Source organism: Bradyrhizobium diazoefficiens (assembly GCF_016616885.1).
Taxonomy (GTDB): Bacteria; Pseudomonadota; Alphaproteobacteria; order Rhizobiales; family Xanthobacteraceae; genus Bradyrhizobium; species Bradyrhizobium diazoefficiens_F.
Genome location: NZ_CP067102.1, coordinates 1230477 through 1248876, shown reverse-complemented (window position 1 = coordinate 1248876; position 18400 = coordinate 1230477). Strand labels below are relative to the sequence as shown.

The 18400-nt window shown below is 63.7% G+C and carries 15 protein-coding genes; 10 read left to right on the top strand and 5 right to left on the bottom strand.

The window, feature by feature from the left end:
* Positions 1-167: 167 nt before the first annotated feature.
* From pimC to JJC00_RS05810, 4 genes are all read right to left on the bottom strand, one after another.
* Positions 168-1358 (bottom strand): pimeloyl-CoA dehydrogenase large subunit, encoded by a 1191-nt coding sequence (gene pimC, locus JJC00_RS05825; RefSeq protein WP_200471771.1) that lies wholly within the window; start codon positions 1356-1358, stop codon positions 168-170.
* Between the two features lie 16 nt (positions 1359-1374).
* The gene (locus JJC00_RS05820) at positions 1375-2562 is read right to left on the bottom strand and encodes an acetyl-CoA C-acyltransferase (RefSeq protein WP_200471770.1); all 1188 of its coding nucleotides are present in this window, start codon (positions 2560-2562) and stop codon (positions 1375-1377) included.
* Positions 2559-4235, bottom strand: a complete 1677-nt coding sequence (gene pimA / locus JJC00_RS05815; RefSeq protein ID WP_200471769.1) for a dicarboxylate--CoA ligase PimA — start codon at positions 4233-4235, stop codon at positions 2559-2561. Before pimA ends, JJC00_RS05820 begins: the two co-directional genes overlap by 4 nt.
* A gap of 144 nt (positions 4236-4379) precedes the next feature.
* A complete protein-coding gene (locus tag JJC00_RS05810; RefSeq protein ID WP_200471768.1) occupies positions 4380-6476 on the bottom strand; it encodes a 3-hydroxyacyl-CoA dehydrogenase NAD-binding domain-containing protein in 2097 nt (698 codons plus the stop codon).
* Positions 6477-6604: 128 nt separating this feature from the next.
* On the opposite strand from JJC00_RS05810, the gene JJC00_RS05805 reads away from it, so the two are divergent.
* The 9 genes from JJC00_RS05805 (at position 6605) to JJC00_RS05765 (ending at position 16498) form a co-directional block, all read left to right on the top strand.
* Positions 6605-7471 carry an IclR family transcriptional regulator gene (locus JJC00_RS05805; RefSeq protein ID WP_200471767.1) on the top strand — a complete coding sequence of 289 codons (867 nt, stop codon included), beginning with the start codon at positions 6605-6607 and terminating at the stop codon, positions 7469-7471.
* Positions 7472-7537: 66 nt separating this feature from the next.
* A complete protein-coding gene (locus tag JJC00_RS05800; RefSeq protein ID WP_200471766.1) occupies positions 7538-8335 on the top strand; it encodes an ABC transporter ATP-binding protein in 798 nt (265 codons plus the stop codon).
* Entirely contained in the window at positions 8332-9045 is a 714-nt protein-coding gene (locus JJC00_RS05795; RefSeq protein WP_045002467.1) for an ABC transporter ATP-binding protein, read from the top strand. The genes JJC00_RS05800 and JJC00_RS05795 overlap by 4 nt, the downstream gene beginning before the upstream one ends.
* Positions 9046-9057: 12 nt before the next feature.
* Positions 9058-9936, top strand: a complete 879-nt coding sequence (locus tag JJC00_RS05790; protein ID WP_200471765.1) for a branched-chain amino acid ABC transporter permease — start codon at positions 9058-9060, stop codon at positions 9934-9936.
* Positions 9937-9938: 2 nt separating this feature from the next.
* On the top strand, positions 9939-10955 hold the full coding sequence (locus JJC00_RS05785) for a branched-chain amino acid ABC transporter permease (protein WP_200471764.1): 1017 nt from the start codon (positions 9939-9941) through the stop codon (positions 10953-10955).
* Positions 10956-10983: 28 nt separating this feature from the next.
* Positions 10984-12213, top strand: a complete 1230-nt coding sequence (locus JJC00_RS05780) for an ABC transporter substrate-binding protein (protein WP_200471763.1) — start codon at positions 10984-10986, stop codon at positions 12211-12213.
* A 119-nt stretch (positions 12214-12332) separates the two neighbouring features.
* Positions 12333-13559 carry an ABC transporter substrate-binding protein gene (locus JJC00_RS05775; protein ID WP_200471762.1) on the top strand — a complete coding sequence of 409 codons (1227 nt, stop codon included), beginning with the start codon at positions 12333-12335 and terminating at the stop codon, positions 13557-13559.
* A 227-nt stretch (positions 13560-13786) separates the two neighbouring features.
* A complete protein-coding gene (locus JJC00_RS05770; RefSeq protein WP_200471761.1) occupies positions 13787-15016 on the top strand; it encodes an ABC transporter substrate-binding protein in 1230 nt (409 codons plus the stop codon).
* A gap of 198 nt (positions 15017-15214) precedes the next feature.
* Positions 15215-16498, top strand: a complete 1284-nt coding sequence (locus tag JJC00_RS05765) for a glycerate kinase type-2 family protein (RefSeq protein ID WP_200471760.1) — start codon at positions 15215-15217, stop codon at positions 16496-16498.
* 148 nt (positions 16499-16646) lie between these two features.
* Here the strand turns inward: JJC00_RS05765 and JJC00_RS05760 are convergent, their stop codons facing one another.
* Entirely contained in the window at positions 16647-17180 is a 534-nt protein-coding gene (locus JJC00_RS05760; RefSeq protein ID WP_200471759.1) for a MarR family winged helix-turn-helix transcriptional regulator, read from the bottom strand.
* A gap of 177 nt (positions 17181-17357) precedes the next feature.
* Here JJC00_RS05760 and JJC00_RS05755 point away from each other — a divergent pair, with 177 nt between their 5' ends.
* Positions 17358-18398, top strand: coding sequence for a branched-chain amino acid ABC transporter permease (locus JJC00_RS05755; protein WP_200471758.1), 1041 nt, complete (start codon positions 17358-17360; stop codon positions 18396-18398).
* Positions 18399-18400: the final 2 nt, after the last annotated feature.

Sequence of the window (18400 nt, the reverse complement as noted above, 5' to 3'; positions counted from 1 at the left end):
GGCGGGAATTGCCCTGCCGTCGCCTCACCCTCGGACGTCATCCCCGCCTTGTGCGCAATAGCGCACTGGGGCGGAGATCCAGTAAACGCAGCCATCCGTCGTACTCACGACCGCCGCGGCGTATTGGGTCCCCCGCTTTCGCGGAGGACGACACCGTCATTGTTGACTCACAATCCCAGCACCGCCTTGGCGATAATGTTGCGCTGGATCTCGTTGGAGCCGCCGTAGATCGAGACCTTGCGGTTGTTGAAGTAGCTCGGCGCGATCTGGGCGGTCCAGTCCATGGCTTCGTTCGAGCCGTCATCGCCGTGCACGTCGTAGGGAGCCGCGAACGGGCCGATCACTTCCATGAGCAGCTCGGTGGTGGTCTGCTGGATCTCAGAGCCCTTGATCTTCAGCACTGACGAGGCCGGATTGGGCTTGCCCTTGCCGTGCTTGCCCTCGTCGGCGACGACGCGGAGCTGCGTCAGTTCGAGCGCCTTCAGCTCGATCTCGCAGGCCGCCAGCTTCTCGCGGAACGCGGCGTCCTGGATGATCGGCTTGCCACCGGATTCGACCTTGGAGGCGAGATCGCGGATACGGCGCAGCCGCTCCTTGGAGACGCCGACGCGCGCGATGCCGGTGCGCTCATTGCCGAGCAGGAATTTTGCGTAATCCCAGCCCTTGTTCTCCTCGCCGATCAGGTTCTCGTAGGGCACCTCGACGTCATCGAAGAACACCTCGTTGACCTCGACGCCGCCGTCGATGGTCTGGATCGGGCGCACGGTGACGCCCTTCGACTTCATCGGGAACACGATGAAGGAGATGCCCATCTGCTTCTTGGCGGACGCGTCGGTGCGACAGAGGCAGAAGATCATGTCGGCGTGCTGGGCGAGCGTGGTCCAGGTCTTCTGGCCGTTGATGATCCATTTGTCGCCCTTGCGCTCGGCTTTCGTCTTGAGCGAGGCAAGGTCAGAGCCGGAACCGGGCTCCGAAAATCCCTGGCACCACCAGTCGTCAACGTTCGCAATGCGCGGCAGGTACTTCTTCTTCTGCTCTTCATTGCCGAAGGTGTAGATGACCGGGCCGACCATGCTGACGCCGAAGGCGAGCGGCTGCGGCGCCGGATAGGACTGCAGCTCCTCGTTGAAGATGTAGTGCTGCACGGAGCTCCATCCCGTGCCGCCATATTGCGTCGGCCAGTGGCTGGTGCCCCAGCCCTTCTTGTTGAGGATGCGCCACCACGTCACCATCTCGTCCTTCGAGAGATGACGGCCCTCGACCAGCTTGCGCCGCGTATCCGGCGGCACGTTGTCGCGGAAGAATGACCGCACTTCCTCGCGAAACGCCTGCTCTTCTTTCGTGAATGCGAGATCCATCGGATCCTCCTGTGAATTACTGCAACACCTCGAACAAGCCGGCCGCGCCCATGCCGCCGCCGACGCACATGGTGACGACCGCGTATTTGGCCTTGCGGCGGCGGCCTTCGATCAAGGCATGGCCGGTCAAGCGCGCGCCCGACATGCCGTAGGGATGGCCAACCGCGATCGCGCCGCCGTCGACGTTGATCTTCTCGGGGTCGATGCCGAGCTTGTCGCGGCAATAGAGCACCTGCACCGCGAAGGCCTCGTTGAGCTCCCACAGGCCGATGTCGTCGACCTTCAGGCCATGACGCTTGAGCAGGCGCGGCACGGCAAAGACCGGGCCGATGCCCATCTCGTCCGGCTCGCAGCCGGCAGAGACGAAGCCGCGGAAGATGCCGAGCGGCTGGAGGCCACGCTTGGCCGCTTCCTTGTCGCTCATGATCACGGAGGCGCTGGCGCCGTCGGAGAGCTGGCTGGCGTTGCCGGCGGTGACGGAGAAGCCTTCGCCGCGCACGGGCTTGAGGCCGGCAAGGCCCTCAGCGGTGGTTTCGGGGCGCGGACCTTCGTCCTGCGACAACGTCACCTCCTTGAAGGAGACTTCGCCGGTCGCCTTGTCAGTAACCGCCATCTGCGTGGTGATCGGCGCGAGCTCATCTTTGAACTTGCCGCCCTGCTGGGCGGCGGCGGTGCGGCGCTGGCTCTCGAGCGAATATTCGTCCTGCTTCTCGCGCGAGATGCCGTAACGCTTGGCGACGATTTCGGCGGTGTCGATCATGGGCATGTAGACCTCGCCCTTGATCTTGAGCAGCGCCGGGTCCTGGGCGTGGAAGCCGTTCATCTTGTCGTTCTGCACCAGCGAGATCGACTCGCCGCCACCGCCGACCGCGATCTCGACGCCGTCGAAAATCACCGAGCGTGCGGCGAGCGCAATCGCCTGCAGGCCCGAGGCGCACTGCCGGTCGATGGTGGTGCCGGCGACGGTGACGGGCAGGCCGGCACGGAGCAGCGCCTTGCGCGCGATATTGCCGCCGGTCGAACCCTGCTGGAGGGCCGCACCCATCACGACATCCTCGATCTCCTTCGGATCGACTTTTGCACGCGCGACGGCTTCGCCGATGGCGTGGCCGAGCAGCGTGGCGCCTTCGGTGGCGTTGAGCATGCCGCGATAGGCCCTGCCGATCGGCGTGCGGGCGGTGGAAACGATGACGGCGTCGGTCAAGAGCGACCTCCTGGTTGCGTGGATTGTGATGGTTTCTGCCGCTGGCGCAACTCGTGGCGCGACAGCTTTCCGACCGGCGTGCGCGGCAGGTCGTCGACGAACTCGACCGCCGCCGGCAATTCGTGCTTGCCGACCTTGCCGGTGAGCTGCGCGCGCAGTTCGTCGAGCGAGAACGGTTTGGCGTCCGGCTTCAGCTTGATGAAGGCTTTTGCGGCCTCGCCGCGATAGGGGTCGGGAATGCCGAGCACGATCACCTCGTGCACGCCTGGAACAGTGTAGATCGCCTGCTCGATCATCTGCGGATAGACGTTGAAGCCGCCGGAGATGATCATGTCCTTCTTGCGGTCGACCAGGAAGAAATAGCCGTCGGTGTCGACATAGCCGATGTCACCGGTGAGGAAACGGCCGTCGACGAAGGCCTCCGCGGATCCCGGCGGCTTATTCCAGTAGCCCTTGGTGACGTTCAGACCCTTGATGCGGATCTCGCCGACTTCGCCTGGCGGCAGCACTTTTGCCGGATCTTCCAGCGAGACGACGTCGAGCTCGATACCGGGCAGCATCAGGCCGATCGAGCCGGGCTTGTCCGGACCAACCGGCGGATGGCCGGTGCCGGGCGAGCAGGTCTCGGTCATGCCCCAGCCGCTCTTCAGTTTCTTGCCGACCTTGCGCTCGAAGAAGCTCGCAACCTCGACCGGCAGCGGCGCGCCGCCGGAGCCGATCACGTTGAGCGAGGAGAAGTCACGCTTGTCGAGATTGGGAAGTGCTGCGATCGCGATCCACATCGTCGGCACACCAGGGAAATAGGTCGCGCGCTTGACTTCGATGTCGCGCATCACGGCCTCGACGTCGAACCGCTGGTGCAGCGAGATCAGGTTGCCGCGCCGGAGCGAGGACAGCAGCACGACGGTGAGCGCATAGATGTGGAACAGCGGCAGCACGCAGATCACGCGCTCGACGACGTCGCCACGCGTCGCGCGTCCCGGCTTGCCCCAGACGTCGTAGATCGACACTGCCGAGGTGAGATTGCCGTGCGTGAGCATGGCGCCTTTCGGCAGACCGGTGGTGCCGCCGGTATATTGCAACAGCGCGACATCATCGACCGCAACGGTGGGCCATTGCGCCGGCAGCGGTGCGCCCTCGACGAAAGCCTTGAAGGTGACGATGCGGGGATCATTTGGGATCGCCGCCTGCGGCGTACCGACCTTGCCCCAGCTGTCGTCCTCGCAGACGACGAGGCGATCGATCAGCCCTTTCTCCAGGAATTTCAGCGCGGTCGGCAACAGCGCCGCGAGGTTCGACGTCACCAGCAGGCGCGAGCCGGAGTCCGAGACCTTGTGCGTCAGCGCGATCTCGCCGTCGAGCGGCGAGAGATGCGCGACGCGGCTGCCCGCCTTCAGCGCGCCGAAGAAATTGACGGGATGATCGGGCGTATTGCCGAGAAACAGCGCGACGGAGGTGTTCTTGCCGCAGCCCGCGCGCAGGAACGCGGCCGCTGCGCGCTCGGCCATGGCGGCGAGCTCGGTATAGGTGATGGGACGATCGCGAAATTCCAGCGCAGTCCGCGGGCCGTAATTGGCCGCGGCCGTCGAGAGCAGGTCAGGCAACGTGCCCTGAACGATGGCGTCGTCCCAATGCACGCCCTCGGGGTAAAACTGTTCGCCGGGATGGGTCATTGCTTCCTTAAACCACGGACCGTCATTCCGGGGCGATGCAAAGCATCGAACTATGGTGCGCAATTGCGCACCTGAGAATCTCGAGATTCCGGGTTCGCCCTGCGGGCGCCCCGGAATGACTGAGAGTTGGAGCACAAAGCTCCATCACGCCGCCTTCGACGCCGCAGCGAGCGACGCGAACGTCTTGCCTTCAGCCGCGAGCTTCTTCAGCAGCGGGGCGGGCTCGAGGCTTGGGTCGCTGGTCTCCTTGGCGTAGAAGGCGAGACGGTCGGCGATGTGCTTGAGGCCGACGCTGTCGGCCCAGAACATCGGGCCGCCGCGATAGATCGGCCAGCCATAGCCGTAGAGCCAGACCACGTCGATGTCGGAGGGCCGCGCCGCGATGCCCTCTTCGAGGATCTTCGCACCCTCATTGATCATCGGATACATCATGCGCTCGAGGATCTCGTCGTCGCTGACGACGCGCTTCTTGCGGCCGAGACGGAGCAGCGTCTCGTCGATCAGCTTCTCGACCTCCGGATCGGGCATCGGCGCGCGGGAGCCCGCTTCATACTTGTAGTAGCCCTTGCCGGTCTTCTGGCCGAAGCGGCCGGCTTCGCAGAGCGCGTCCGCGATCTCCGACTTGATGCCGCGGTCCTTGCGCGAGCGCCAGCCGATGTCGAGGCCGGCGAGGTCGCCCATCGCGAACGGCCCCATCGGCATGCCGAACTTGGTGACGACGGCATCGACCTGCTGCGGCAACGCGCCTTCGAACAGCAGCTTCTCGGACTGCTTGCCACGCTGCGCCAGCATGCGGTTGCCGACAAAGCCGTCGCAGACGCCGACCACGGCCGGCACTTTTGCAATTTTGCGCGCGATGGTTACGGCGGTCACCAGCGCATCGGGCGCAGTCTTGTCGGCGCGGACGATCTCGCACAGCTTCATGACGTTGGCCGGCGAGAAGAAGTGCATGCCGAGCACGTCCTGCGGGCGCTTGGTCGCCTTCGCGATCTCGTCGATGTTGAGATAGGAGGTGTTGGAGGCGAGCACGGCGCCCGGCTTGACGTATTGGTCGAGCTTGCCGAACACTTCCTTCTTCACCGCCATGGTCTCGAACACGGCTTCGATGACGAGGTCGGCATCGCCGACATTCTCGATGCCGACGACGCCGTTGATCAGCGCCATGCGCTCGGCGGGCGCATCCGCCGGGATGCCGCCGCGCGCGGCGGTCGCTTCCCAATTCTTCTGCATGATGCCCATGCCGCGCTTGAGCTGCTCCTCGCCGGTCTCGATCAGCGTGACGGGGATGCCGGCATTGGCAAAGGACATTGCGATGCCGCCGCCCATGGTGCCGGCGCCGAGAATGGCAACACGGTTAACCGGACGCGACTTGGTGCCCTCAGGCACGCCGGCGATCTTGGAGGCTTCGCGCTCGGCGAAGAAGGCATAGCGCTGTGCCTTGGACTGGTCGCTGGCGACGAGCTTGAGGAAACCCTCGCGCTCCTTCTTCAGACCTTCGTCGAACGGCAGGTCGATGGCGTAGCCGACCGCGTCGGCCGCCGCGAACGGTGCTTCCAGGCCGCGCGACTTCTTGGTCATGGCGGCGACCGCATTGGTGAAGATCGAGCGGTCGGCCTTGGCCGCCGCGATCTTGGAATCGTCGTCGCGCAGGCGGCGCAGCGGACGCTTCTCGGCGACGAGCTTGCGGACGAAGAGTTCAGCACCCAAGGTCGGGCCTTCGACGATCTCCTCGATCAGGCCGTTCTTCAGCGCTTCGGCCGCACCGATCGGATCACCGCCGACGATCATCTTGACCGCGAGCTCAGGGCCGACCGCACGCGGCAGGCGTTGGGTACCGCCGGCGCCCGGCAACAGGCCGAGCTTCACTTCGGGCAGGCCGAGCTTTGCCTCTTTGACGGCGACGCGGAAATGACAGGCCAGTGCGACCTCGAGGCCGCCGCCGAGCGCCGTGCCATGGATGGCGGCGACGACCGGCTTGGGCGAGTTTTCGATCTCGGCGAGCACGTCGTTGAGCGCCGGCGGCTTCGGCGGCTTGCCGAATTCGGTGATGTCGGCGCCGGCGATGAAGGTGCGCCCGGCGCAAGTCAGCACGATGCCCTTGATCGCGGGATCGGCGACTGCGGCCTTGATGCACTCCAGGATACCACCGCGGACTGCGGCACTCAGCGCATTGACCGGAGGGCTATTGACCGTGACGATCCCGACTTCGTCATGACGCTCAAGCTTGACCACTTCGCTCACGGCTTCCCTCCTTGGTGGGATTTACTTTTGTTCGATTTCGCGGTGCGGAATTTAATTCCGCATCTTGACGGCAGGGTTATTTTGAAGCACGTGGCTTGTCAACGACTCCGCGCAAGAGCAGATCAGGGATGAAGCGTACAGGAAAGAAGACCGCGGCCGATCGGAATTTCGTCGTCGCGCTTTCCCGCGGACTGGATGTATTGCGCGCATTCCAACCCAATGATGGTCTTCTCGGCAATCAGGAGATTGCGGCCCGCACCAATCTGCCGAAGCCGACCGTGTCCCGGCTGACCTACACACTGACCAAGCTTGGCTATCTTGCGCCGGTTCCCCGGTTCGAAAAGTACCAGCTCACGCCCGCCGCGATGTCGCTTGGCTACGCCGCGCTGGCCAATCTCGGCGTTCGGCATTTGTCCGAGCCGTTCCGCGAGGAATTGATGCGCGCGACCGGCGGCGCCGTCGCCGTCGGCGGTCGCGACCGTCATAGCATGATCTATTTCGGGCAGAGCCGCGGCAGCGAGACGGTTGGCGTTCAACTCGACGTCGGCTCTCGCGTGCCAATTGCAACCAGCGCGATGGGCCGCGCCTATTTCTGGGCACTCGACGACGAGAACCGCGCTGAAGTCACGCGCATCCTGCGCGAACATTACGGTAGCCGCTGGCCCAAGATGCGCGACGGACTGGAGCGTTCGGGCGAGACAGTTGCGAAATACGGTTTCGCGATGTCCGTCGGCGACTGGCACGACGACATCGGCGCCGCCGGCGTCGCGCTCAGGCTCAACGACGGAACCGGACCCTACGCCTTCAATTGCGGCGCACCCGCATTCCGTTTCACGGAAGAGCGTTTGATCAACGACATTGGACCGCGACTGCTGGCGATGGTAAGGAACATCGAAGCGGCACTTGGGGGTCTGGTGCCGCAATCCAAAAAAGAAGTCAGCAAAAAGCTGAAATCAGGAGGAAAAGTTGCGCGTGTGGCCGAGGGGATCAGATAGCCTTTGTCATCATCGGGAGCGGTTCGCATCGCCCCATCGCCCACGGACTAGCGTGGGCGAGACGACATGACGCAGGCACAGCTCGCGCAGGGGACATTGCCTCTGCTCGCGGTTCGCGACGTCAGCGTCGTGTTCGGCGGCATCGTCGCGCTCAACGGCGTGTCCTTCGACATGCACAAAGGCCAGATCCTCGGATTGATCGGCCCCAACGGCGCCGGCAAGACCACGCTCTTCAACTGCCTCTCTCGCCTGTACCAGCCGTCGTCCGGCGACATCCTGATGGACGGCGCGAGCATTTTGACGCGGCCGCCGCACCGGATCGCCGAGATCGGCATCGGCCGCACCTTCCAGAATGTGGCGCTGTTTCCGAACCTCTCGGTGATGGACAATGTCCGCGTCGGCACCCATGCCCGCACCTCCTCCGACATCATCAGCGACTCGCTGCGCCTGGCCTGGATTCGCCGCAGCGAGAGCAGCGTGAACAAGAAGGTGCACGAGATCCTCGCCTATCTCGACCTCGAGGACGTCGCCCACACCACCGTGTCCGGCCTGCCCTTCGGCACGCAGAAGCGCGTCGAGCTGGCGCGCGCGCTCGCGGCGGACCCGAAGATCCTGCTGCTCGACGAGCCCGCCGGCGGCCTCAACCACGAAGAGGTCCATGTGCTCGGCGACCTCATCCGCAAAATCCGGGATGAGCGCCACATGACGGTGCTGCTGGTCGAGCATCACATGGGCCTCGTGATGTCGATCGCCGACCACGTCGTCGCGCTGAATTTCGGCAAGAAGCTCGCGGAAGGCACGCCCGCCCAGGTGCAGGCGGACCCCGACGTCATCAAGGCCTATCTCGGGAGCAAGGACCAATGACGACGCTGCTCAACGTCAAGGACCTGCGCGCCTATTACGGCCAGGTCCAGGCGCTCCATGGCCTCTCTTTCTCGCTCAGCGAGGGCTCGCTGACGACGCTGTTAGGGGCCAACGGCGCCGGCAAGACTACGACGCTGCGCGCGATCTGCAACATGGTGCGCTCCACCGGCGGCATCGAGTTCGACGGCAAGCCGCTGAACAACCGATCCACCGAAAGCATCGTGCGGTTCGGCATCGCCCATGTGCCGCAGGGCCGCGGCACCTTCACCACCATGACGGTGGAGGAAAACCTCCAGCTCGGCGCCATCACCCGCAAGGACAATGCCGGCATCGTCTCCGACATCGAGCGCATGTATGCGCATTTCCCGGTGCTGAAGCAGCGGCACACCCAGCAGGCCGGCACGCTCTCCGGCGGCGAGCAGCAGATGCTCGCGGTCGCCCGCGCGCTGATGCTGCGGCCGCGCCTGATGCTGCTCGACGAGCCGTCCTTCGGCCTCGCGCCGCTGGTCGTGCGCGACCTGTTCGGCATTCTCGGCAAGATCAATCGCGAGGACAAGGTGTCGATCCTGGTGGTCGAGCAGAACGCCCAGCTAGCGCTCGAGCTCGCCGACCAGGCCTATGTGATCGAGACCGGCCGTATCGTGATGTCGGGCAATGCCAAGGACATCGCGAACAACGAAGAAATCCGCAAATCCTATCTGGGTTACTGAGGAGCCGGCACAATGGAACTGTTTACCAACCAGGTCCTGGCCGGGATCGCGACAGGCGCGATCTACGCCTGCATGGCGCTCGCGGTGGTCATGATCTACCAGGCGATCGACCATCTCAACTTCGCGCAAGGAGAGATGGCGATGTTCTCGACCTTCATCTCCTGGCAATTGATGCAATGGGGCATCCCCTATTGGGGCGCGTTCATCATCGCGCTGGCGCTCTCCTTCGTCGGCGGCATCGCCATCGAGCGCATCCTGTTCAAGCCGCTGGCCAAAGCGCCGGTGCTGACCAATGTCGCCGGCTTCATCGCGCTCTACGCGATCATCAACTCCTCCGCCGGCCTGATCTGGGACTTTACCATCAAGCAATACCCGACCCCGTTCGGCTCCGCGCCGTTCCTCGGCAGCCAGCTGATCTCGACCCACCAGGCCGGCATGATCGGCGTCACCGTGCTGCTGCTGATCGGCCTTTATTTCTTCTTCCAGTACACGCGGATCGGGCTTGCGATGCGGGCAGCCGCCTCGGTGCCTGAATCGGCCCGCCTGGTGGGTATCAACACGAGCTGGATGATCGCGCTCGGCTGGGGCATGGCGTCCGCCATCGGCGCCATCGCCGGCATGCTGATCGCTCCCGTCGTATTCCTCGAGCCCAACATGATGGGCGGCGTGCTGATCTACGGCTTCGCCGCAGCCGTGCTCGGCGGACTGACGAGCCCGTTCGGCGCCGTGGTCGGCGGCTTCCTGGTCGGCATCTTCGAGAACCTCGCCGGCACCTACATCCCCGGCGTCGGCAACGAGCTGAAGCTCCCGATCGCGCTCGCGCTGATCATCTCCGTCCTGGTCGTCAAACCCGCTGGCCTGTTCGGCCGGTACATCGTCAAACGAGTTTGATCATGAGCGCTGTTGAAGACGTCGTCACCGAAGCCCCAGCGGTCGAAGCCGTTCCGAAGCGCGCCATGACGCTGGGCACAGGCACCTCGGTGGTGGTGCTGTTGCTTCTCATTGCCATTCCGCTGTTTGCGAAGAACTTCGTGATCTTCCAGCTGACCCAGCTGCTGTATCTGGGCCTCGCCGTGCTGGCGCTGAACATCCTGACCGGCGGCTCCGGCCAGTTCTCGCTCGGCCAGAGCGCGTTCTACGCCATCGGCGCCTACGTCACCGCTGTCATGATGGAGGCGTTCAACGTCAACTACGTGCTCTGCCTGCCGGTCGCGGGCGTGCTTTGCTTCGGCGTGGGCTTCCTGTTCGGACAGCCGGCGCTGCGGCTCTCCGGCGTGTACCTTGCGCTTGCGACCTTCGCGCTCGCCACCGCGATGCCGCAGCTGCTCAAGCTGAACTTCCTCGAGCATTGGACCGGCGGCGTGCAGGGCCTCGTCGTCACCAAGCCCGACGCGCCGTTCGGCCTGCCGATGTCGCAGGACATGTGGCTGTATTACTTCACGCTCGTCGTCGTGCTCGCGATCTATATCTTCTCGGTGAACCTGCTGCGCTCCCGCTCGGGCCGCGCCTTCATGGCGATCCGCGACAACGAGATCGCGGCCTCCGCCATGGGCATCAACGTCGCGCTGTACAAGACGCTCGCCTTCGGCGTCTCCGCCGCCATCACCGGCGTCGCCGGGGGCCTGAGCGCCATCGCGGTGCAGTTCGTCGCGCCCGACAGCTTCACCATCACGCTCGCGATCCAGCTGTTCCTCGGCATGGTCGTCGGCGGCGTCGGCTGGCTGCCCGGCTCGATCGTCGGCGCGGCCTTCATCATCTTCGTGCCGAACATCGCGGAGGGCATCTCCAAGGGCCTCTCCGGTGCCGTGTTCGGCGTGCTCCTGTTCCTCGTCATCTACCTGGTGCCGCATGGCGCAAGGCAAGTCGCGATCCTGGGCCAGCAGCTCGCCGGACGGCTCAGAAAAAACTGAATCCGTTCAATCAACCAAGGAGACCCCATTGCTTTTCGGAAGAACACTGCGAACCGCAGCGCTCGCGACTGCAGTCGCAACCCTCGCCTCCAGCGCAGCCCTCGCCCAGAAGAAATACGACACCGGCGCGTCCGATACCGAGATCAAGATCGGCAACATCATGCCGTACAGCGGTCCGGCGTCGGCCTATGGCATCATCGGCAAGACCGAAGAAGCCTATCTCAAGATGATCAACGACAAGGGCGGCATCAACGGCCGCAAGATCGTCTACGTCACCTATGACGACGGCTATTCGCCGCCCAAGGCGGTCGAGCAGGTCCGCAAGCTGGTCGAGAGCGACGAGGTCCTCGCCGTGTTCAACCCGCTCGGCACGCCCTCGAACACCGCGATCCAGAAATACCTCAACGCCAAGAAGATCCCGCAGCTTTTCGTCGCCACCGGCGCCACCAAGTGGAACGATCCGAAGAGCTTCCCCTGGACCATCGGCTGGCAGCCCTCCTACCAGAGCGAAGCGCAGATCTACGCGAAATGGCTGATGAAGGAAAAGCCGAACGCCAAGGTCGCGATCCTCTATCAGAACGACGATTTCGGCAAAGACTACCTCAAGGGCACCAAGGACGGTTTTGGCGCCAAGGCTTCGTCGGCGATCATCATGGAGGAGAGCTATGAGGTCTCCGAGCCATCGATCGACGGCCATATCGTCAAGATCAAGGCCGCCAATCCCGACGTGCTGCTGATCTATGCGACGCCGAAGTTCGCGGCCCAGACCATCAAGAAGACCGCCGAGCTCAGCTGGAAGCCGCTCCAGATCCTCACCAACGTATCGATCTCGGTGGGCAGCGTGATGAAGCCGGCTGGCTTCGAGGCCTCGCAGGACGTGCTGTCGGCGGCCTATGCCAAGGACTCGACGGACCCGCAGTGGAACGGCGACCCCGGCATGAAGAAGTGGAACGAGTTCGTCGACAAGTACATGCCCGGCGCCGACAAGACCGACACCGGCATGGTCTACGGCTATGGTGCCGCGTCGACCCTGGTCAAGACGCTGGAAATGTGCGGTGACGACCTCACCCACGCCAACCTGATGAAGCAGGCCGCAAGCCTGAAGGATTTTGCACCGGACACCCTGCTGCCCGGCGTCAAGATCAACACCAGCGCCACCGACTTCGCCCCGATTTCGCAGCTCCAGATGCAGCGTTTCAAGGGCGAGAAGTGGGAACTGTTCGGCGAGATTATCAGCGGCGACGTCGCCACCGAGTGACCAGCTGACGCCAGAGTCCAAGGTTGAAAAGCCCCCGCGAGCGATCGCGGGGGCTTTTTGTTGACGTCGTGCATCAATCTTGTTCAATGCAGCGCCGATCCAGGTGGGGTAGGAGAGCAATGACCGTCGTTCGATTTCAGGTTGCGGCGCTTTCGGCCGCATTCGTGTTGTGCACTGCGATGAGCAATCCCGCGTTGGCACAGGAGTCCTACGACAGCGGCGCCTCCGATACCGAGATCAAGATCGGCAACATCATGCCCTATAGCGGCCCGGCCTCGGCCTACGCCGTGATCGGCAAGGCCGAGGAAGCCTATTTCAACAAGGTCAATGCCGAGGGCGGCATCAACGGCCGCAGGATCAAGTTCATCTCGTACGACGATGCTTATTCGCCACCGAAGACGGTGGAACAGGCGCGCAAGCTGGTCGAGAGCGACAACGTGCTGCTGATCTTCGGTTCGCTCGGCACCTCCACCAACGGCGCCATCCGCAAGTACATGAACGAAAAGAAGGTGCCGCAATTGTTCGTGGCGAGCGGCGCCTCGAAGTGGAACGACCCCCAGCAATATCCCTGGACCATGGGCTGGCAGCCGAGCTACGCCAGCGAAGCCAAGATCTACGCCAAGTACATCATGAAGGAGAAGCCGGACGGCAAGATCGGCGTGCTCTACCAGAACGACGATTTCGGCAAGGACTATCTGAAGGGGCTGAAGGACGGGCTCGGCGCCAAGGCCTCGATGATCGTGATGGCGGAGCCCTACGACACCTCGGAGCCTGCGATCGACGAGCACATCGTGAAGCTGAAGGCCGCGGGCACCGACGTTTTCATCAGCATCACCACGCCGAAATTCGCGGCGCAAGCGATCAAGAAGGCGGCCGAGATCAGCTGGCATCCGGTCCACATCATCTCCAATGTCTCGACGTCGGTCGGCGGCGTCATCGAGCCCGCCGGCTACGAGATCTCGCAGGGCATCCTGTCGGCAAGCTACATCAAGGATGCCTCCGACCCGCAATGGAACGCCGATGACGGCATGAAGAGGTTCTACAACTTCATCGCGCAATACAATCCGAAGGCCAACAAGCTCGATGTCGGCGTGGTGTTCGGCTATGCCGCCGCGCAGACGATGGTGAAGGTGCTGCAGATGTGCGGCGACGACCTCACCCGCGACAACATCATGAAGCAGGCGGCGTCCTTGAAGGATTTCGAGCCGGACACGCTGCTGCCCGGCATCAAGATCAACACCGCGCCCGACAATTTCGCGCCGATCGAGCAGCTCCAGATGATGCGGTTCAAGGGCAAGACCTGGGAATTGTTCGGCGATATCATCTCGAGTGATGTCGGCCACTGACGGCAACTCAGAATAGCCTGGTATCTCCCGAGCAACTCTAGACGGCCCTCCCTTCTCGCAGTTGCACAGCGCGCCTGACTACTAAAGACGCAGCCCCTGCGACCTGGTCGCGGGGGCTTTCTGTTGAAGGGTCCAGGCAAATCGTATTGAATTGCGGTCGCGCGGCCAAAAACAATCACGGCAAGAAAAGGAGCGCACACGCACACCAAGAAAATAGGGAGATTGGAATGCCCGCTGTCACCGGCAAGCTTGCGACCGCGTCACTGGCGCTCGCGCTCATTGCGGCCTCGACCTCCATCGCATCGGCCCAGAAGAAATACGATACCGGCGCGACCGATACCGAGATCAAGATCGGCAACATCATGCCCTACAGCGGACCGGCCTCCGCCTACGGCATCATCGGGCGGACCGAAGCCGCCTATTTCAAGAAGATCAACGAGGAAGGCGGCATCAACGGCCGCAAGATCAACTTCATCTCCTATGACGATGCCTATTCACCGCCGAAGACGGTGGAGCAGGCGCGCAAGCTGGTCGAGAGCGACGAGGTGCTGTTCATCTTCAACTCGCTCGGCACGCCGCCGAACTCGGCGATCCACAAATACATGAACTCGAAGAAGGTGCCGCAGCTGTTCGTCGCCACCGGCGCCACCAAGTGGAACGATCCGCAGAACTTCCCCTGGACGATGGGCTGGCAGCCCAACTACCAGAGCGAGACGCAGATCTATGCGAAGTGGCTCCTCAAGAACAAGCCGGATGCCAAGATCGCCGTGCTGTTCCAGAACGACGACTACGGCAAGGACTATCTCAAGGGCCTGAAGGACGGACTCGGCGCCAAGGCCGCATCGATGATCGTCATGGAAGAAAGCTACGAGACCTCCGAGCCGACCATCGACAGCCATATCGTCAAAATGAAGTCCACCGGCGCCGATGTCTTCTTGAACATCACGACGCCGAAGTTCGCGGCGCAGGCGATCAAGAAGGTTGCCGAGGTCGGCTGGAAGCCGCTGCACTTCCTCAACAACGTCTCCGCCAACGTCGGTAGTGTGATGAAGCCCGCCGGCTTCGAGAACGGGCAGGACATCATCTCCGCCGACTACCTGAAGGACGTCTCGGATCCGGCATGGGCGAACGACCCCGGCATGAAGGAGTTCCTGGCGTTCATGACCAAGTACTTCCCCGACGGCGACAAGCTCGATAAGGGCACCATCGTCGGCTACGGCGTCGCACAGACCCTCGTTCAGGTGCTCAAGCAGTGCGGCGACGATCTCACGCGCGCGAACATCATGAAGCAGGCCGCCAGCCTGAAGAACTTCCGCACCGAGGTGCTGCTGCCGGGCGTGCAGATCAACACCTCCCCGACCGACTTTGCGCCGATCAGCCAGCTCCAGCTCGAGAAGTTCAAGGGCGAGAAATGGGAGCTGTTCGGCGACGTGATCAGCGCCGACGTCGGCGGCTAGCCTCTTCAGTATCCGACGATAACAAGCCCCCTGCGAGATCGCAGGGGGTTTTTGCTGCGTCGATTATGATCACGCGATTGCACAATCGAATGATGGTAAAGCCTGCTTACCCTTTCGCGCCCGATGCGCTAGGCAGGGACATGGCGACGTTCTCGCCGTCGCTCTAGTCTGCTCACGAGTTTGCTGAAGGCCATCGTCATGACCGACCGACGCCCCCTGCTCCGCGCGCTCTACGACGCCGCCGTTGCCGCCGCCCATCCGAACAAAATCCTGGCGCCGCATCTGCGCCCCGCACCCAAGGGCCGGGTGATCTGCCTCGCCGCCGGCAAGGGCGCGGCCGCAATGGCCGCGGCTGCGGAGCGGCATTATCTCGATACGCTCAAGCTCGCGCCGGAGCGGCTCGTCGGCATTGCCACCACGCGGCACGGCTATGGCGTGCCGACGCGCCGCATCCGCGTCGTCGAGGCCGGCCATCCGGTGCCGGATGAGGCTGGCCTCAAGGGCGCCGCCGACACGCTCGCGCTCGCGGGCGAAGCCGGGCCTGACGATCTGCTGCTGGTGCTGCTCACCGGCGGCGGTTCGGCGAACTGGATTGCGCCGGTGGACGGCATCAGCTTTGCGCAGAAGCAGGCGGTCAACAAGGCGCTGCTGCGCTCGGGCGCGCCGATCGGCGAGATGAATACCGTGCGAAAACATCTCTCGCGCATCAAGGGCGGACGACTGGCGCGCGCCGGGCAAAACGCCGCCGAAATCGTGACGCTCGCGATCTCCGACGTGCCGCATGACGATCCCTCCGCAATCGCCTCGGGTCCCACTGTGCCCGATCCGACCACGCTGGCAGATGCGCGCGCGATCGTCGCAAAATACAAGCTCGCCATCGACGATGCCGTGCGCCGCGCACTCGACGATCCCGCCAACGAAAGCGCCAAGCCTGATGACGCCGCCTTCGCGCGCGCGCATTTCGAGTTGATCGCCCGTCCGAAGCAGTCGCTCGACGCCGCGGTGAAGCGCGCGAGGGAGGCCGGCTACGAGACCCTCGATCTCGGCGCCGATCTCGAGGGCGAGGCGCGCGAGGTCGCCGCCGATCACGCCAGGCTCGCGCTTGCGGCCCGCGCGCAAGGCAAGCGCGTCGCGATTCTCTCCGGCGGCGAGCTCACGGTGACCGTGCGCGGCAATGGCCGCGGCGGCCCCAACCAGGAATACGCGCTGGCGCTGGCGTCTCTGCTGAAGGACACGCCTGACATCTCGGCGCTCGCTGGTGACACCGACGGCGCCGACGGTGGTGCCGGCCATCCCACCGACCCCGCCGGCGCAATGATCGATGCGGCGACGTTTGCGAAGATGAAGGCGCTGGGGCTCGCGCCGCAGGCCTATCTCGACAACAACGATGCGACGACGTTCTTCGAGGCGACCGGCGATCTCTTGCTGCCCGGCCCGACATTGACGAACGTCAACGATATCAGGGTGATCCTGGTCGACTGAGGCGTGAGTTCCGATCTCGCTGTCATGCCCCGCGAAGGCGGGAAATCCAGTACGCTGCGGCCTCTCGATCAATCACAATCGTCTCGGAATACTGGATCGCCCGCCCCAGTGCGCAAAAGCGCACAAGGCGGGCGATGACAGCCGGGCCTCAAAACTCGTTGGCGATCTTCGACAGCATCTCGATCAGGGCTTCGCGGTTGGCCTGCCCGAGCAGCTCGTTCAGCCTCGACTCGTGCTTGGTGGCAACCAGCTTCTTCGCCCGCGTCAGCACGGCCTTGCCTTTGTCGGTCAGCACGAGGATGTGCGAACGGCGGTCGTTGGTGGAGCGGATCCGGGCGCAGAGGTCGCGGCTTTCGAGATTGTCGAGTAGGGCCACGAAATTCGGCCTGAGGATGCCGAGGGTGGAGGCGACCTCGGTCTGGTTACGGCCCGGGTTCTTCTCCACCAGCAGCAGCACCGAGAACTGCGCCGGCGTCAGCTGGAGCGAGGCCATGCAGCGCAAAAAGTTCTCGAATACCTTGAGCTGCGCCCGTTTCAGCACGTAGCCGAGCTGTTCCGAGAGCTCGCCGAGCTGGAGGGCTTCGGCAGAACCCTGCACCTGCCCCTCGGCGGCATCCTTGCGGCCCTTGGCCGCGTCGGACGGCTTTTCAGAAGACTTTTCAGCGGTTTTGGAAACGGTCATCGCCTCATGCTCGCAATCCCGCTAAATTCGGGACAGGTCTTTCGCTGCCCTTGAGATTATATTTAATAATTGTTATGGACTATATCAAATATCGTCAGCGTATTTCAATGGCTGTGAACGGACCATCCACCGCGATCGCGGAGACCGGTCCGGACTTTTGAGGGGGAGCGTCCGGTCTTGAACACCACCATCATGCTGTTCCTGCTGCAGGACGGAATTACCAATGGCGCGATCTATGCGCTGCTCGGCCTGGCGCTGGTGCTGGTGTTCGCCGTCACCCGCGTCATCCTCATCCCCCAGGGCGAATTCGTCACCTATGGTGCGCTGACCTATGCCTCGCTGGCCTCGGGCCAGATGCCGGGCACGGCCAAGCTTGCATTGGCCATGGGCATCGGCGCCTGCGCCTTCGACCTGTTCGTGGCCCGCAAGGCGCTGCACGGCCGGCTGATCCTCCGCAGCGTCCTCGCCAACATCGTGCTGCCGTCGATCGTGCTGGCGCTGACGATCTACTTCGCGGCCCAGAAGCCGCCGGTCGCGGTCTGCATCGCACTGTCGCTGGTGATCGTGGCCATGATCGGCCTCTATCTCTACCGCATCGCGTTCCAGCCGCTGGCCCACACCTCGGTGCTGGTCCTGCTGATCGCCTCGGTTGGCGTGCATCTGGCACTGCAGGGGCTGGGCCTCCTGTTTTTCGGCGCCGAGGGCCAGCGCGGCCCCGCGGTACTTTCAAGCGCTTTCACCGCGGGCTCGCTACGCTTTACCGGCCAAAGCATCACGGTCTACGGCATCACCATCGCCTTCATCGTCGGGCTCTGGCTGTTCTTCGGCCTGACGCTTTACGGCAAGGCGTTGCGCGCCACCGCCGTCAACCGGCTCGGGGCGCGGCTCGCCGGCATCCGCACCACGTTGTCGGGCCAGATCGCCTTCCTGCTGGCCTCCGTCATCGGCGCGCTGTCGGGCATCATGATCGTGCCGATCACGACGCTCTATTATGACAGCGGCTTCCTGATCGGCCTGAAGGGCTTTGTTGCCGCGATCATCGGCGGCCTCGTCAGCTATCCGCTCACGGCGGTCGCAGCCCTCCTCGTCGGCATCGTCGAGGCGTTCTCGTCCTTCTATGCCTCCAACTACAAGGAGGTGATCGTGTTCATGCTCCTGATCCCCGTGCTGCTGCTGCGGTCGCTCGCAGCTCCCGCGGTCGAGGAAGAGAAGGACTGACG

Coding starts and splice junctions, on each gene's coding strand:
- pimC (WP_200471771.1), bottom strand. CDS start 1,358: ATGGATCTCGCATTCACGAAAGAAGAGCAGGCGTTTCGCGAGGAAGTG.
- pimA (WP_200471769.1), bottom strand. CDS start 4,235: ATGACCCATCCCGGCGAACAGTTTTACCCCGAGGGCGTGCATTGGGAC.
- JJC00_RS05805 (WP_200471767.1), top strand. CDS start 6,605: ATGAAGCGTACAGGAAAGAAGACCGCGGCCGATCGGAATTTCGTCGTC.
- JJC00_RS05800 (WP_200471766.1), top strand. CDS start 7,538: ATGACGCAGGCACAGCTCGCGCAGGGGACATTGCCTCTGCTCGCGGTT.
- JJC00_RS05795 (WP_045002467.1), top strand. CDS start 8,332: ATGACGACGCTGCTCAACGTCAAGGACCTGCGCGCCTATTACGGCCAG.
- JJC00_RS05790 (WP_200471765.1), top strand. CDS start 9,058: ATGGAACTGTTTACCAACCAGGTCCTGGCCGGGATCGCGACAGGCGCG.
- JJC00_RS05785 (WP_200471764.1), top strand. CDS start 9,939: ATGAGCGCTGTTGAAGACGTCGTCACCGAAGCCCCAGCGGTCGAAGCC.
- JJC00_RS05775 (WP_200471762.1), top strand. CDS start 12,333: ATGACCGTCGTTCGATTTCAGGTTGCGGCGCTTTCGGCCGCATTCGTG.
- JJC00_RS05770 (WP_200471761.1), top strand. CDS start 13,787: ATGCCCGCTGTCACCGGCAAGCTTGCGACCGCGTCACTGGCGCTCGCG.
- JJC00_RS05765 (WP_200471760.1), top strand. CDS start 15,215: ATGACCGACCGACGCCCCCTGCTCCGCGCGCTCTACGACGCCGCCGTT.
- JJC00_RS05760 (WP_200471759.1), bottom strand. CDS start 17,180: ATGACCGTTTCCAAAACCGCTGAAAAGTCTTCTGAAAAGCCGTCCGAC.